This is a genomic window from Vibrio sp. Vb1166, assembly GCF_033338695.1.
Taxonomy (GTDB): Bacteria; Pseudomonadota; Gammaproteobacteria; order Enterobacterales; family Vibrionaceae; genus Vibrio; species Vibrio alginolyticus.
Genome location: NZ_JAWOTE010000027.1, coordinates 1 through 15,406, shown reverse-complemented (window position 1 = coordinate 15,406; position 15,406 = coordinate 1). Strand labels below are relative to the sequence as shown.

The following is a 15,406-nucleotide window of genomic DNA, read 5'->3' as shown; positions in this document are numbered from 1 at the left end:
TTGACACAGGTAAGATGAAAGCAAAAGAGCTGCCCTAGAGCAGCTCTTTTTAATTTTGTATCAGCAGTGATGCTTATTTTTTCTGAGCTCGCTCGTAAGATTCTAGGATTTCAGCTTTGGCGGCAGCAACATCTGCCCAACCATCCACTTTCACCCATTTGCCTGCTTCAAGCTCTTTGTAACGCTCAAAGAATTGCGTGATCTGCGCTTTCAGTAGTTCTGGGATATCGTCCACATCTTGGATGTGCTCGTACTCTTTCGAGATTTTTGAGTGGGGAACCGCAAACACTTTTGCATCTTCACCCGATTCATCTGTCATCTTCAAAACGCCAACAGGACGGCAGCGAATGACTGAACCTGGCATGAGTGGGTATGGTGTTGGTACCAATACGTCGACTGGGTCGCCATCAAGAGACAGGGTATTGTTCACGTAGCCATAGTTGCATGGGTAGAACATTGGTGCAGACATGAAACGGTCGACAAATACAGCACCAGAGTCTTTATCTACTTCGTACTTGATTGGATCTGCATTTGCAGGAATTTCGATCACGACATAGATATCTTCAGGCAGCGACTTGCCTGCTGGTACATGGTTTAAGCTCATTAGAATATTCCTTTTCATTAACGATGAGTCACACAAAAGCGGCTTCATCTGATGATAAATTCGCGTTTCACTTTAGCGACAAAAACGCGGCAGGTAAACACCTGCCGCGTTGGACAAAGGTCTGAAATTATTCTTCGTCGCGGTGCAGTTCAAGGAACTCTTCCACTTTGCGAACCATGTTCTTCGAACCCACAAAGAAAGGTACACGCTGGTGCAACTCAGTAGGCTTGATGTCCATAATGCGATTCACACCGTCCGATGCAATGCCGCCAGCTTGCTCAATGAGGAATGCCATAGGGTTACATTCGTAAAGCAGGCGTAGCTTGCCTTGCGGGTGGCTTTGTGTGCTTGGGTAAAGGTAGATACCGCCTTTCAGTAGGTTGCGGTGGAAATCAGCAACCAGCGAGCCAATGTAGCGAGAAGTGTATGGGCGACCGTCTTCTGGCACGTTTTCTTGGCAGTACTTGATGTACTTCTTCACCCCTTGAGGGAAACGAATGTAATTACCTTCGTTGATGGAGTAGATCTTACCATCATCAGGAATCATCATGTTTTCATGAGAAAGACAGAAGCTGCCGATAGATGGGTCGTAAGTAAAGCCGTTTACACCGTTACCAGTTGTGTATACCAACATGGTGGAGGAGCCGTAAATTACGTAGCCCGCAGCCACTTGTTTGTGACCAGGTTGTAGGAAGTCTTCTTCAGTTGGTGGGGTACCGATTGGAGAAACACGACGGTAAATCGAGAAGATAGTACCAACAGAGACGTTCACATCGATGTTAGAAGAACCATCAAGTGGGTCCATCAGTACTACATATTTGGCGTTTTGGTTGAGTTCTTTATTGAACGCAACTGCTTCGTCTTCTTCTTCACTGGCAACGCCACACACTTGATCACGAGCTTCAAGCGCGGCTTTGAACTTATCGTTCGCGTAAACATCGAGCTTTTGCTGATCTTCACCTTGGACATTTTCCGTGCCTACAGCACCAGTGATATCACCGAGACCCGCTGCGTTGATTTCGCGGTTAACGATTTTTGCAGCTAAACGAATGGAGGCTAAAAGGGATGATAGATCACCGCTAGCGTGGGGGAAATCCGCTTGTTTTTCGACAATGAACTCGCCTAGGGTGCGCAGTCCTGACATGGTTAATCCTTACATTTTCATTTCATTGGGGGTAGTGCGCAAGTGAGCATCTCTTTATGGATGTTAAACGATTGCGCTGGATGTAAGTTTAAGTCGCAGATCTTTTTAATGGTAATGAAGTAACTGTTTGAGATCTCAATTTATTTGTAGACTTATTTGAGGGATTCATCAGTAAGCAAGAGGTTGTACAGTCTGTGTTCAACCTTGTCATATTTGTGAAAGGGACTGCAAGAAGAAGGCTAAAGTCACTCGCTTTTCAGGCGGTAATCGCGATAATGAAAGCATTAAAAAACGCATTACAAGGTTTAGTTTATGCACATTCATATCTTGGGTATCTGTGGCACATTTATGGGCGGCGCAGCGATTCTAGCGCGCCAATTAGGACATAAAGTCACTGGTTCTGATGCCAACGTTTATCCGCCAATGAGCACACTGCTTGAGTCTCAAGGTATTGAAATTATTGAAGGCTTTGACCCGTCTCAACTCGACCCTCAACCAGATCTTGTGGTGATTGGTAATGCGATGAGCCGTGGTAACCCTTGTGTCGAGCATGTGCTCAACACTAACATGCGTTACACCTCTGGCCCGCAGTGGCTCAACGAGTTTTTGCTGCATGATCGTTGGGTATTGGCGGTATCGGGTACACATGGGAAAACGACCACGTCGAGCATGCTTGCTTGGATACTTGAAGATTGTGGTTATCAACCGGGTTTCTTAGTCGGTGGGGTACTCGGTAACTTCGGAGTGTCTGCTCGTTTGGGTGAAAGTATGTTTTTTGTCGTTGAAGCGGACGAATATGACAGTGCTTTTTTCGATAAGCGTTCTAAGTTTGTGCATTACCATCCTCGCACTTTAATCATGAACAATCTTGAGTTTGATCATGCCGACATCTTCGATGATCTAGAAGCGATCAAACGCCAATTCCATCATTTAGTGCGAACTGTACCGGGCAATGGATTGATCTTAGCGCCGAGGCAGGATCAAGCGTTAGCGGATGTATTAGAGCGTGGTTGCTGGACTGAAAAACAGTTTTCAGGTGTTGATGGCGACTGGCAAGCGCACAAATTAGTGCTTGATGGCTCAAAATTTGACGTTGCGTTGCAAGGTGAGAAGGTTGGTACCGTCGAATGGAATTTGGTGGGTGACCACAATGTGGATAATGCGCTGATGGCAATCGCTGCTGCACGACATGTTGGAGTCACTCCGGATCTTGCTTGCCAGGCATTAGGGCGTTTCATCAATACCAAGCGCCGTTTAGAGCTGAAAGGTGAAGAACAAGGTGTGACGGTTTACGATGATTTTGCGCATCACCCAACGGCAATTGAACTTACTGTCGGTGGTTTGCGTAACAAGGTAGGTGAAAAACGCATCCTTGCTGTGTTAGAGCCGCGTTCTGCCACCATGAAGCGTGGTGTACACAAAAACACACTTGCAGAGTCACTACACAGTGCAGATGAAGTCTTCTTGTTCCAGCCAGATAATATCGAGTGGTCTGTGCAAGACATTGCCGACCAATGCAAACAGCCAGCGTTTGTCGATGCGGATATAGATAACTTTGTAGCCAAGATCGTCGAACGTGCGCGAGCAGGTGACCAAATTCTAGTCATGAGTAATGGTGGCTTCGGTGGTATTCACGGAAAACTTCTTGAGCAGTTAAAACAAAAAGCCTGATTGATATGCAAAACAAAACACAACCCTCTCACAAAAAAGCCATCACGTTGGCATTAACGGGGGCTTCTGGTGCTCCCTACGGCCTTCGTCTTTTAGAATGCTTGGTTGCGGCGGATTATCATGTCTACGTTCTGATTTCTTCGGCAGCTCGTGTTGTGATGGCAACCGAGCATAATCTTAAGCTGCCAAGTGGTCCAGAAGCAGCGCAGCAAGCATTGGTAGAGCACCTGAACTGCAATCCCGATAACATCACCGTTTGCGGTAAAGATGACTGGTTCTCACCGGTTGCGTCTGGTTCTGCTGCACCAAAGCAAATGGTGGTTTGCCCATGTTCTGCGGGAAGCGTTGCAGCGATTGCGCATGGTATGTCAGATAACTTGATCGAGCGGGCCGCTGATGTGGTAATGAAAGAGCGCGGGCAGCTGTTGCTCGTGGTTCGCGAAACACCATTTTCAACGCTACATCTGGAGAACATGCACAAACTGTCGCAAATGGGCGTCACCATCATGCCAGCAGCTCCAGGCTTCTATCATCAGCCAAAGAGTATTGAAGACTTAGTGGATTTTATGGTGGCGAGAATTCTTGACCACTTAGGTATTGAGCAAGGTTTGGTGCCTCGTTGGGGTTATGACCAGCGCTCGTGAGCTGATTGTGTAACCACTCAAATACCTTTACAATCCATCCAACTCATCGGGGAGCAAACCCATTTAGCATTGAGTCAATCAATGCATTGGGGCGCTGAGACCTAAGTGTTTAACTAGGGACCCGTATTACCTGAACCAGATAATGCTGGCGTAGGAATTGAGTCTGGATATTGGAAGTCCTTAATAGCCGCCTCAAACCCTGTGCCGCTCAACTTATTTCTCTGAAATACTCATGGAGAGCGAGCAGTGAAACCCACTCTAAATCTGATTGCCCTAGCTGCAATCACCTCTACTTCAGCGTTTGCCGCTGAAAACACATTAACCATCTATACCTACGACTCTTTTGCCGCAGATTGGGGGCCGGGTCCTAAAATCGAGCAAGCTTTTGAAGCAAAATGTGGCTGTGACGTTAACTTCGTAGCGTTGGACGATGGTGTGTCGATTCTGAATCGTCTTCGTCTTGAAGGCGGTAATAGCAAAGCGGACATCGTATTAGGTTTGGATAACAATCTGATGGCAGAAGCGAAGAAAACCGATCTGCTTGCCGAGCACAATGTGGATACGGCTAACACAGTGTTACCAAACGGTTGGAGTGACACGACGTTTGTACCGTACGATTACGGCTACTTCGCGTTTGTGTACAACAAAGAGAAACTGGCTAATCCGCCGAAAAGCATGAAAGAGCTGGTGGAAACGCGCGACGATCTGAAAGTGATTTACCAAGATCCGCGGACTTCAACGCCGGGCCAAGGCTTAATGCTATGGATGAAATCTATTTATGGCGACGATGTGACGCAAGCGTGGCAGAAGCTAGCGAGCAAAACCGTAACGGTCACGAAAGGTTGGTCTGAGGCGTATTCTATGTTCCTCAATGGTGAGTCCGATTTAGTGCTTTCTTACACCACTTCACCTGCGTACCACTTAATTGCGGAAAACGATTCGAAGTTTGCTACGGCGAATTTTGCTGAAGGCCACTACATGCAAGTTGAAGTAGCCGCCAAAGTGAAAGGGGCAAAAAATTCAGAACTTGCTGATCAATTTATGAGTTTCATTTTAAGTGATGAGTTCCAATCGGCGATGCCAACGGGTAACTGGATGTACCCAGTCACTGACGTTGAGTTACCTAAAGGTTTTGAAACTTTGAGTGTTCCAAGCAAGTCGTTGAGCTTTAGTGCTGATGAAGTGGCAAAAATGCGTAAGTCTTGGATTCGCGAATGGCAAAGCGCATTGACGTTTTAGCTGACGTTTCCATCCTCATCTGAATGAGATAGGTTTTACCTTTGAATTCTGTTCCAAAAATAGGTTTAGGGGTCGCGATGATCATCGCGACCTTTGTTATTTCTGCCCTAGGTGCTTTGATTGTTCAAGCCCCTTCACTTGATGTGTCTGTGGTATGGGGCGACCCGTACTATCAACATGTCACCAAGTTCAGTTTCTACCAAGCGTTTCTTTCCACATTGCTCAGTGTTGGCTTTGCCATTCCAGTAGCGCACGCACTTTCGCGTCGCCAATTTATTGGTAAATCATTACTGCTTAAGCTGTTTGCATCGACACTGGTTTTACCGGTTTTGGTTGGTGTTTTTGGGTTGTTAGCGATTTATGGCAACAGTGGTTTGTTGGCGCAGTGGTTGCAAAGTTTCGATACTAAACTGCCATTCTCTATTTACGGTTTGAACGGTATTTTACTCGCCCATGTGTTCTTTAATTTACCTTACGCGGCACGATTGCTTCTGCAAGCCTTGGAGTCTATTCCTGCCGAGCAGCATAAGCTTTGCGCGCATCTTGGGATGAGCCATTGGGATAAGTTTCGCTGGGTAGAATGGCCGCGTTTAAGGCAGCAGCTTCCCCACGTTTGTGGGTTGGTGTTTATGTTGTGCTTTACCAGTTTTGCCACTGTAATGGCGTTGGGGGGCGGGCCAAAATCCACCACCATTGAATTGGCCATTTACCAAGCGATTAAGTTTGATTTTGATTTACAAGCTGGGGCGTTATTGGCGCTGTGGCAGATGCTGTTATGTGGACTGCTTTCTATTGGAGTGCAGAAGTTAACAAGGCCTGTTTCTATCAGTGCTGGAAGCACATCGGTACAGCAATATTTAACGAAGGATCATGGGTGGTCAAAAGCTTGGGATAGCTTTTGGATCATAGGTGCCTTTTTACTGGTAATACCGCCGTTATTGATGGTGTTACTGAGTGGCATCAACCAACAAGTTTGGACAGTATTAACCGATGAGCGTTTTTGGTCTGCGCTATTGAACTCCCTCAAAGTCGCCTGTGTCGCTAGCGCGCTTGCGGTCGCTGCAGGGGTGTCCATACTATTGACCAGTCGCCGTTGGCGGTTGCAGTACAAAAACACGCGAGCCGATCAGATTGAGTTAATCGGCACCATTATTTTGGTGACTCCAGGTCTGGTGATTAGCACCGGTTTATTCTTACTACTGCGCGCATTTACCGATGTTTTTAGCTTGGCATTTTTTGTCGTGATTTTGGTGAACGGTTTGATGGCTTTGCCTTACGTGATCAAAACGCTAGCGCAGCCAATGCTGCACATTGAACAACAGTATCAGTATGTATGTGCCAGCTTAGGCATGCGTGGCTGGCAACGGTTTAAAGTGGTGGAGTGGCAGGCGCTACGCAAGCCGTTTGCACATGCGTTTGCGATCAGCTTTATGTTTGCAATAGGGGATTTAAGTGCCATCGCACTGTTTGGTGGACAAGAGTTTCGTACCTTACCTCTGTATTTGTTCCAGTTGCTTGGCAGTTATCAGATGGACGCAGCTGCGGTGGTATCGGTGACCCTATTGTTGTTGAGTGTGGGCTGTTTTGCCTTGATTGAGAAAGTATTGAAAACGAAGGAGAGAGCGTAATGTTAGTGTTGGATGATGTGCAGTACACCTACCAACGTGAACTGTTTCGTTTTGACTTAACGATTGAGCAAGGACAGATTGTATCGCTGATGGGACCAAGTGGGGCAGGGAAGTCAACCTTGCTGGCGTTGGTGGCAGGATTCATCCATCCTGACCGTGGTGATATTTGTGTTGATGGTGAGTCCATTGTGCGTAAAGAGCCTTATCTGCGTCCGTTCTCTATGTTGTTCCAAGAGCACAATTTGTTTGCTCACTTATCGGTGCGTGACAACATCGGTTTGGGCTTACACCCGGGGCTAAAGCTCACGGTGGACCAAAATCGTCAGATTGAACAAGCTGCGCAGCAAGTTGGTGTTGCAGAGTACCTCGACCGTTTGCCAGAGCATCTTTCTGGTGGCCAGCGTCAACGTGTTGCCTTAGCGCGTTGTTTTGTTCAGCCTCATCCCATGTGGCTATTGGATGAGCCGTTCTCGGCGCTTGATCCGGTGTTGCGTGAAGAGATGCTGAGCTTGGTAAAAAAACTCGCAGCAGAGCGGGGAATAACCGTATTGATGGTCACGCACCATTTAAGCGATGCCAAAGCGATTGCCAGCCACTTTGTGTTTGTGGCAGATGGTAAAGTGGAAGCCGCGGGTGATATGTCTGCATTGAGTGAACAGCATGCTAGTGAGAAGCTTGCGGCATTTATCCGAGCAGCATGCTAGTGCCTGATAGTTGCTAGGTTATGCTTCTCCGCAACACAAACCATGCCGAGGTCCAAATTCAAATTGAGATCTTAAGCTCATGATATGGTCAATCATTGCTTGTACACGCCGTGGGCGGTTTGCTCCAGGACGATAGACTAAATAAATAGGCATTGGTACCGTGTGCCATTGCGGTAACACTCTGACTAAGGTGCCACTTTCTAGCTCTTGCGTCATGTTCTGCACAGGTAAGTTAGCGATGCCTAGTCCTTTAAGTGCGCCTTTCAATATTGCTTCTACAGTTGTACTTGAGAAGTTACTGGTTATTGAAACATTGACGGTATTATCGTGTGAGATCAGCGTCCAAGGCCCTATTTCTGAAACATATTGATACCTCAAACAGTTGTGTTTTGTCAGGTCTTCTGGCGTTTCAGGTACGCCGAACTCAGCTAAATACTCAGGGCTAGCAGCCAGGACTCGAGTGGTATAGCCTAATTTTTTTGCGATCAATCGATCATCCACTATCTGACCGACTCGAATTGCCATATCAAAGCCGTGTGAAAACAGATCAACAAAATCGTTCGATGCTTCTAACGCAATTTGTACTTTTGGCCATTGTTTTAAAAATGGCAAAAAGATGTGTTCCGCCATATACGCATCCAACGCTGGTGGCGCGGAAATACGCAGCCGGCCTTGGATCTGTTGTTCCATCTCCTGTACGTCATGGCCAATTGAGTGGAATTCCTCAACTAAGCTTGCAGCACGCTCTAAAACCATTTGGCCAGCTTCGGTGATCACTAACTTTCGGGTTGTGCGCTCTAGGAGTTTGGCTTCAAAGTGTTGTTCGAGTTTGGTTATGGCTTTACTAACAGTAGATTTCGGTAGGTTTAACTCCAGCGCGCACTTGGTTAAGCTCAGTAGTCGACAGCTTGTGACAAAGATAGAAAGCGTTCTAAAGTCAATTGTTTCTAAATTGCGAACAATCACTTTCAATTATCCATATTGTTTCAATATTAATCTGATTATAGTCTGGCACCTCATCCTTAGCCATCAAGTTATTGTCATTTGAGGTAAACAACATGTCCAACTCTGTAGACTTATTTTCTCCTATCGAACTCGGTCAATTATCATTAGATAACCGTGCTATTATGGCGCCTTTAACGAGAGCTCGTGCTGGCGCAGACCATATTCCTAATGACCTTATGGTTGAATACTACGCTCAACGTGCGAGTGCCGGACTTATCATTGCTGAATGCACCATGGTGATGGAAGGTACGTCTGCTTTTATGGCAGAGCCGGGCATTTACAACGAAGAGCAAATCGTAGCTTGGAAAAAGGTAACGGATGCGGTTCATGAGAGAGGCGGTAAGATTGTACTGCAAATTTGGCATGCGGGACGAGCTTGTCATCCTGATTTGAATGAAGGCAAAACACCTGTAGCGGCGAGCGCATTGTCCATTCGTGATGAATTAGTCCATACCCCTTCGGGTAAGCAAGCATATACGGTACCACGAGCACTCGAAGTTGATGAGATAGCTTCCATTGTTGCGGCGTTTAAACAAGGTGCAGAAAACGCCAAGAAAGCCGGCTTTGATGGGGTCGAGATACATGGCGCCAATGGTTATCTTATTGATAACTTCCTTCGTGACGGTTCAAATTTACGTACCGATGAATACGGTGGCTCGGTTGAAAATCGTGCTCGATTTTTACTTGAGATAGTGAAAGAAGTCGTTGAGGTGTGGGGACCTGGAAGAGTCGGTCTGCGCACATCTCCGCTAAATGGATTTAATGACATGAAAGACAGTGATCCAGTTGGCTTGATGCGTTACTTAGCAGAGCAACTTAATTCTTTCGATCTTGCTTATTGGCACGTGATGCGTGCGGATCTGAAAGGCGTACAAAAAGCAGATGTTCTCAAGCCAGCACGCGAAAACTATAAAGGTCACTTAATGGCGAACGTGGGCTACAGTGCACAAGAAGCGGCAACAGCAATTGCAGAAAACAAAGTTGATGTGGTCGCATTTGGCGTTCCCTTTATCGCAAACCCAGATTTAGTTGAGCGATTTAAGAAAAATGCACCTCTTAATGAGGCGAAACCAGAACACTTTTATTTGGGGGGAGCAGAAGGTTATACCGATTACCCAGTGATGGCATAACCCTTACTTGTTTAATATAAAAAGGACGCTAATGTTAGCGTCCTTTTTCGTTTCTGTATTTACTTAGCCTTGCGGTTTTACGACCATCACATTGATTGGAGAATATTCCACAACCTTACTCGCGACAGAGCCAAGCATTACTTTATTGATTTTAGAGCGCTTGTGACTTGGCATAATGATGAGATCTGCGCCTAAACGTTCTGCATAATCAAGAATGGTCGCGTAGGCCTTGCCTTCAGCAACATGCACTTGGTAAACCACATCTTCAGCAATATGCTCATTAGCGAAAGTTTTTAGTTGCTGCTTCACGTCTTGCTTCATTTTGGCCGCAGCATCTTTCGGAAAGTATGTGGCAACCATCGACATGTGAATACCAGGTAGTACCGTCAGAAGATGGATTTGAGCATTTGCTTGCTTTGCCTGCCAAACCGCTAGTTCAACCGCTCGGTCTGAAAAGCCTTGGTCATTTAGATCAACCGGAACAAGAATTTGTTTGTACATTCAATGTCTCTCATTAAGGCCCCTTTATCCTCGGGGCCAAATCGGTTATGCGCTCAATTGTTCCTTACGAGCACGACGTTTTTGGTTCATTGCAAGCACCAGCAAAATCATTAAGCATGGTACAAACACCCACTCTTTCATCGGACGGTCTGCATCCTGGATAACCCACTTGATTTCCCAATCAAAGTCGATACCTGCGGACTCTGCTGGACTACCAAATTCAACCATATCGACAATCATTTTGTTGTCACTTTCGGTCAGCATCAGACCCATAGATGAAATACGTGCGTCTGCTGTTGTCGCACTGTCTTCGAATGGAAGACGAACCGTTTTCTCAATGTAGTCGCCCTCAAGGTTTTCACCGGCAACACGTAACTCCAATGATTCTCCTACATTTAGTGTTTCCGTGATTTGAGCTACCTCAACGCCAGGAGAAAGAACTTTCGCTGGGTACAGCATGTCCCACCAAAAACCTGGACGGAAAAACGAAAACGTCAGTACTAATAATAGGACTGTTTCCCACCACTTGTTACGCGTGAACCACCACCCTTGAGTTGCCGCAGAGAATATCAGCATTGCAATGATCGATGAGATGACCGTGAGCGCCAAATGCCACCAAGAGTCGATCCCCATTAACAATAGCTGGGTATTGAACACAAACATGAACGGCAAAATAGCGGTTCGAATATCGTAAGTAAAACCTTGGATACCGGTACGAATTGGATCTGATTTCGCAATTGCGGCTGCTGCAAAAGCTGCAAGACCTACAGGTGGGGTATCGTCGGCCAAAATACCAAAGTAGAAAACGAATAAGTGCACCGCTATCAACGGAATAATCAAGCCATGCGCCGCGCCGAGCGTAACAATAACCGGCGCCATTAGCGTAGAGACCACGATGTAGTTCGCCGTTGTTGGCAGACCCATCCCCAGAACCAAGCTAATGATGGCGGTAAACAGCAGCATAAGAATGATACTGCCACCAGAGATAAACTCGACGAAGTCGGTCATCACTAGGCCGATACCCGTTAGTGTAACAACACCAACAACGGTGCCCGCTGCCGCGGTTGCAACGCCGATACCAATCATATTACGCGCACCAGAAACTAAGCTCTCGGCAAGATCGACAAAGCCATCTTTGGTTTGCTGAAGCATGTCACCTTGCTTTGACAGCAGTGCAATCAACGGACGTTGAGTAAGCAAAATGAAAATCATGAACACCGTTGCCCAGAATGCCGAAAGGCCAGGTGAGAAACGTTCGACAGTCAAACACCAAACCAATACGACGATAGGGAGTAGGTAGTGCAAGCCTGACTTAACGGTTGGGCCAGGATCAGGTACTTCTGTTAATTCTGCATCAATCTCAATTGCGCCATCTTGCACGTGATTTGCTGAGACTTTCACCAACCCAACGTACGCGATTAATAGTGCGACGGTAACAATTGGTGTCGCGGCATCACCAAAGACGTCCTTTGTCCAACCCACTCCGTAGTAAACCAATGCGCTGATCACACACAATCCTAAGATTGTGCCAGTAAAGGACAGCAGACTTTGTACTAGTGTTGGGTTGTGGCGACGAGGAAGCCCTGTCATGCCTGCTTTACACGCTTCAAGGTGAACAATGTAAATTAAAGCAATATAAGAGATTAGCGCTGGAAGTAGGGCGGCTTTAATCACCTCAACGTAGGAGATACCGACGTATTCCACCATCAAAAATGCTGCTGCACCCATGATTGGCGGTGTTAACTGACCATTGGTTGAAGCCGCTACCTCTACCGCACCCGCTTTTGTGCCGGGAAAGCCAACACGCTTCATCAGTGGAATGGTAAAGGTGCCAGTTGTTACTACGTTTGCGATTGAAGAACCAGAAACCAGACCAGATAAACCTGATGCAACAACGGCCGCTTTAGCTGGACCACCTTTCATATGGCCAAGCAACGAGAAGGCAACTTTAATGAAGTAAGCACCGGCACCAGCGCGTTCCAGCATTGCTCCAAACAATACAAACAAGAAGACAAAAGAGGTAGAAACACCTAGCGCAACTCCAAATACGCCTTCAGTTGTTAGCCACAAGTGAGACATGGCCTTGTTCAAGCTTGCCCCTTTGTGCGCGATAACGTCAGGCATGTAAGGGCCTGCAAAGGTGTAAGTAAGGAAAACAGCAGCCACGACCATTAATGGTGGACCAAGTGCTCGGCGTGTTGCTTCTAAAAGGAGGAGCATACCGATCACAGCAACAACGATATCAACTGTTGTCGGTGCGCCTGAGCGTCCTGCTAGCTCAGTATAAAAAAGGTATATATAGGCTGCTGAAAAGCTGCCAGCCAACGCGAGTATCCAATCAACAAGAGGGATATGATCGCGAGGAGAATTCTTCATCGCTGGATAAGCAGTGAAAGCCAAAAAGATCGCGAAAGTAAGGTGGATAGATCGCGCTTCCGTGTCGTTCAGTACGCCAAAATTGAAAATAAATGGTAACGGGGATGCGTACCATAATTGAAATAGTGACCAACACAGAGGAACAAACCAAAGGATTCGTCCTTGCATTCCCGAAGGGCTACGTGCACCTGTGTCTGCCTGAGCCACCATTTCTTGCACATCTTGTGACGGAGCTTGATTCGTCGCCATGTACTTTTTCCTTATTATTGATGGTCCTGTCTGATTTTTATCGAGAACCACACTTCGCCTCTATCAGTGTAGTGAATGGAGCGAAGTTTGCTTTCGAGTATTTTGCTGCCTGAACTCAAAGTGTTGATTGTTGGATACTCTGTTAGGCGGCGTTTAAGTTTTCTTGGGTATGAGCTCGCAGTTTTCAGAAGAAAACTGGCGAATGAAGCATACAGTTAGAACGTGCTACAACCTGTATGCTCAAACAGGCAGAAAATATTCTTTCCTGCCTGTATGTAGAGTCTGAGGAAATTACTTAATTAGACCCATTTCTTTGTAGTATTTTTCTGCACCTGGGTGAAGAGGAATAGAAAGACCAGCTTTCACCATGTCTTCTTTCTTCAAGTTTGCGAATGCAGGGTGTAGACGTTTGAAGGTATCAAAGTTTTCAAACACAGCTTTTGCCACGTTGTAAGCGACATCGTCTGAAACATCAGAGGTCGTTACCATTGTTGCTGCAACACCAAAGCTGTTTACGTCTTTGTCTGTACCGCGGTACATACCAGCCGGTACTGAGCTAAAGGCGTAGTATGGGTTGTCGGCAACAATTTTATCGATTTTAGGGCCTGTTGCTGAAACTAGCTTCGCATCACATGATGTGGTTGCTTCTTTGATTGAACCGTTCGGGTGGCCGACCATGTAGATGAAGGCGTCAATTTTGTTATCACAAAGTGCCTGAGAGCGTTCAGAGCCTTTTAGCTCAGACGCCAATTTGAAGCTGTCGTTTGTCCAACCCATCGCTTCCATGACAACGCCCATCGTTGCACGGTCACCAGAGCCTGGGTTACCGATGTTTACGCGCTTACCTTTCAGGTCTTCAACGTTTTCAATACCTGAATCTGCACGCGCAATGATGTTGAAAGGTTCTGTATGAAGAGAGAACATTGCGCGTAGCTTCTTGTACGGGCCTTGTTCTTCAAACTTGCTCGTACCGTTGTAGCCGTGGTACTGCCAATCCGATTGCACGATACCAAAATCTAATTCGCCTGCACGGATAGTGTTAACGTTGTAAATTGAGCCACCAGTCGATTCTACTGAACAACGGATGTTGTGGTCTTTACGACCTTTATTTACCAACTTACAGATAGCACCACCAGTTGGGTAGTAAACACCTGTCACAGAGCCAGTACCGATGGTAATAAACTCTTGAGCGTTAACTGCGCCTGCGCCCATTACGGCTGCAGCGATAGCGCCTACTTTGAGAAGTTTGTTAAATGCCATGAATTTCCCTTCCTTATATTCATTATTTACCCGGAAATAACCATAAATCACTTCTGGAGTTTCCTATTTGGAAACGGCACCTTTTTCAATCCAATCGTTTGAAAAAGCGAGCGAATCATAACAAAAATTTGGCAGAAAATTATCCAATTGTTAAATGTTATAGTTGATAAGTCTGAATTTTGTATCAGGGGATAGGATTCAATTTGTGATTTAATTCTTTTTATAACAATTACTTAATTGACGTTTAGTGACTGAAATGAAAAAGATCAATTGCGTGATGTTAATCACAAAATGGGTGGTCAAATAATGAGCGGAGTAAGCAAAAAATTTACATAAATTATGGGCTACAAAATGAGACTTCTTTTATAACCCACAATGAGTTAGCTGATTGAAGCTTTATAGAACTTAACCAGTATATTCGAACAGCTCGCACACTGATTTGAAGAGTTGCTCAGTCGTAATTGCCATGGTTGGCGTAATGAAAATGGTATCGTCACCTGCGACAACGCCAAGAATACCTTCGGATTTACCGAGTGAATCAAGCAAGCGAGCAATCAACTGTGCTGCACCTGGGCCGGTGTGAATTACCACTAACGCTGCATTACGATCGATGTCTAGTACCAGTTCACGCAGAGAGCTGCTGACTGTTGGGACACCTAGCTCAGCAGGAAGACAGTAAACCATTTCCATTTTTGCATTGCGCGTACGGACGGCGCCAAATTTAGTCAGCATACGTGAGACTTTAGATTGGTTGATACTCTCAAACCCTTGCTGTTTGAGTGCGTCAACAATCTCGCCCTGTGAGCCAAAGCTTTCTTCTTTTAACAGGGCTTTAAAGGCGCGAACTAAGTTGTCTTGTTTTTCTGAATTGCGCATAGTCATTACAAATCTCTTATTACGGGTCAGCAATTTTGCATATTCTCGCATATATATTCAGGCGGTGCCAAAGAGTCCCAGGATTATGTTAGATGCGTCACTGTAAACTATATACCACATAGAATTCTTTAGCGCGCTGAAGTAGGGCTGTATCTGTTTTCTTGAATTCCTTGTCATTTCAACAGAATAAAAGAATAATCCAAGCCCCATTTGTAGCACGGTAACAGCGAGTTGCGCGAGGTCGCAAAGCTAGCGTTAATTGATTGTAATCAAGTTGTGATTCCGATAGCTTTATTTAAGTTGGTTACAAACTACCCTACGAATACGTTTATAAGAGAAATACTCTCAAGGAGAACTACATGAAAGTAGCCGTTA

13 protein-coding genes and 1 riboswitch are annotated in these 15,406 nt (G+C 45.9%); of the genes, 6 read left to right on the top strand and 7 right to left on the bottom strand.

The window, feature by feature from the left end; translation table 11 throughout:
• Window positions 1–73: 73 nt before the first annotated feature.
• Window positions 74–604 carry an inorganic diphosphatase gene (gene ppa, locus R7E51_RS20025; RefSeq protein ID WP_005379635.1) on the bottom strand — a complete coding sequence of 177 codons (531 nt, stop codon included), beginning with the start codon at window positions 602–604 and terminating at the stop codon, window positions 74–76.
• 127 nt (window positions 605–731) lie between these two features.
• Window positions 732–1,748 (bottom strand): class 1 fructose-bisphosphatase, encoded by a 1,017-nt coding sequence (gene fbp / locus R7E51_RS20020; protein ID WP_005383114.1) that lies wholly within the window; start codon window positions 1,746–1,748, stop codon window positions 732–734.
• A gap of 312 nt (window positions 1,749–2,060) precedes the next feature.
• On the opposite strand from fbp, the gene mpl reads away from it, so the two are divergent.
• The 5 genes from mpl to thiQ all read left to right on the top strand — a co-directional run bounded on the left by mpl (window position 2,061) and on the right by thiQ (window position 7,634).
• Window positions 2,061–3,419, top strand: coding sequence for a UDP-N-acetylmuramate:L-alanyl-gamma-D-glutamyl-meso-diaminopimelate ligase (mpl, locus tag R7E51_RS20015; protein ID WP_206958337.1), 1,359 nt, complete (start codon window positions 2,061–2,063; stop codon window positions 3,417–3,419).
• Window positions 3,420–3,424: 5 nt separating this feature from the next.
• A complete protein-coding gene (locus R7E51_RS20010) occupies window positions 3,425–4,063 on the top strand; it encodes a flavin prenyltransferase UbiX (RefSeq protein WP_033906022.1) in 639 nt (212 codons plus the stop codon).
• A gap of 37 nt (window positions 4,064–4,100) precedes the next feature.
• Window positions 4,101–4,237, top strand: a riboswitch (TPP riboswitch).
• Between the two features lie 72 nt (window positions 4,238–4,309).
• Complete coding sequence (thiB, locus tag R7E51_RS20005; RefSeq protein WP_005379642.1) at window positions 4,310–5,302, top strand: thiamine ABC transporter substrate binding subunit; 993 nt, start codon at window positions 4,310–4,312, stop codon at window positions 5,300–5,302.
• 41 nt (window positions 5,303–5,343) lie between these two features.
• A complete protein-coding gene (gene thiP / locus R7E51_RS20000) occupies window positions 5,344–6,930 on the top strand; it encodes a thiamine/thiamine pyrophosphate ABC transporter permease ThiP (protein WP_154204871.1) in 1,587 nt (528 codons plus the stop codon).
• A complete protein-coding gene (thiQ, locus tag R7E51_RS19995; protein WP_005379648.1) occupies window positions 6,930–7,634 on the top strand; it encodes a thiamine ABC transporter ATP-binding protein in 705 nt (234 codons plus the stop codon). The genes thiP and thiQ overlap by 1 nt, the downstream gene beginning before the upstream one ends.
• A gap of 18 nt (window positions 7,635–7,652) precedes the next feature.
• On the opposite strand, the gene R7E51_RS19990 is transcribed toward thiQ, so the two are convergent.
• The gene (locus tag R7E51_RS19990) at window positions 7,653–8,600 is read right to left on the bottom strand and encodes a LysR family transcriptional regulator (protein ID WP_005379650.1); all 948 of its coding nucleotides are present in this window, start codon (window positions 8,598–8,600) and stop codon (window positions 7,653–7,655) included.
• Window positions 8,601–8,692: 92 nt separating this feature from the next.
• On the opposite strand from R7E51_RS19990, the gene R7E51_RS19985 reads away from it, so the two are divergent.
• Window positions 8,693–9,769: an alkene reductase gene (locus tag R7E51_RS19985; protein ID WP_206958335.1), complete on the top strand. Its 1,077-nt coding sequence runs from the start codon at window positions 8,693–8,695 to the stop codon at window positions 9,767–9,769.
• 63 nt (window positions 9,770–9,832) lie between these two features.
• Here the strand turns inward: R7E51_RS19985 and R7E51_RS19980 are convergent, their stop codons facing one another.
• From R7E51_RS19980 to argR, 4 genes are all read right to left on the bottom strand, one after another.
• The gene (locus R7E51_RS19980) at window positions 9,833–10,270 is read right to left on the bottom strand and encodes a universal stress protein (RefSeq protein WP_005379654.1); all 438 of its coding nucleotides are present in this window, start codon (window positions 10,268–10,270) and stop codon (window positions 9,833–9,835) included.
• Window positions 10,271–10,315: 45 nt separating this feature from the next.
• The gene (locus R7E51_RS19975) at window positions 10,316–12,895 is read right to left on the bottom strand and encodes a TRAP transporter permease (protein ID WP_017820274.1); all 2,580 of its coding nucleotides are present in this window, start codon (window positions 12,893–12,895) and stop codon (window positions 10,316–10,318) included.
• Between the two features lie 291 nt (window positions 12,896–13,186).
• Window positions 13,187–14,155 (bottom strand): TAXI family TRAP transporter solute-binding subunit, encoded by a 969-nt coding sequence (locus tag R7E51_RS19970; RefSeq protein WP_005379657.1) that lies wholly within the window; start codon window positions 14,153–14,155, stop codon window positions 13,187–13,189.
• Window positions 14,156–14,560: 405 nt separating this feature from the next.
• Window positions 14,561–15,031, bottom strand: coding sequence for a transcriptional regulator ArgR (argR, locus tag R7E51_RS19965; RefSeq protein WP_005379659.1), 471 nt, complete (start codon window positions 15,029–15,031; stop codon window positions 14,561–14,563).
• Between the last annotated feature and the right edge of the window lie 375 nt (window positions 15,032–15,406).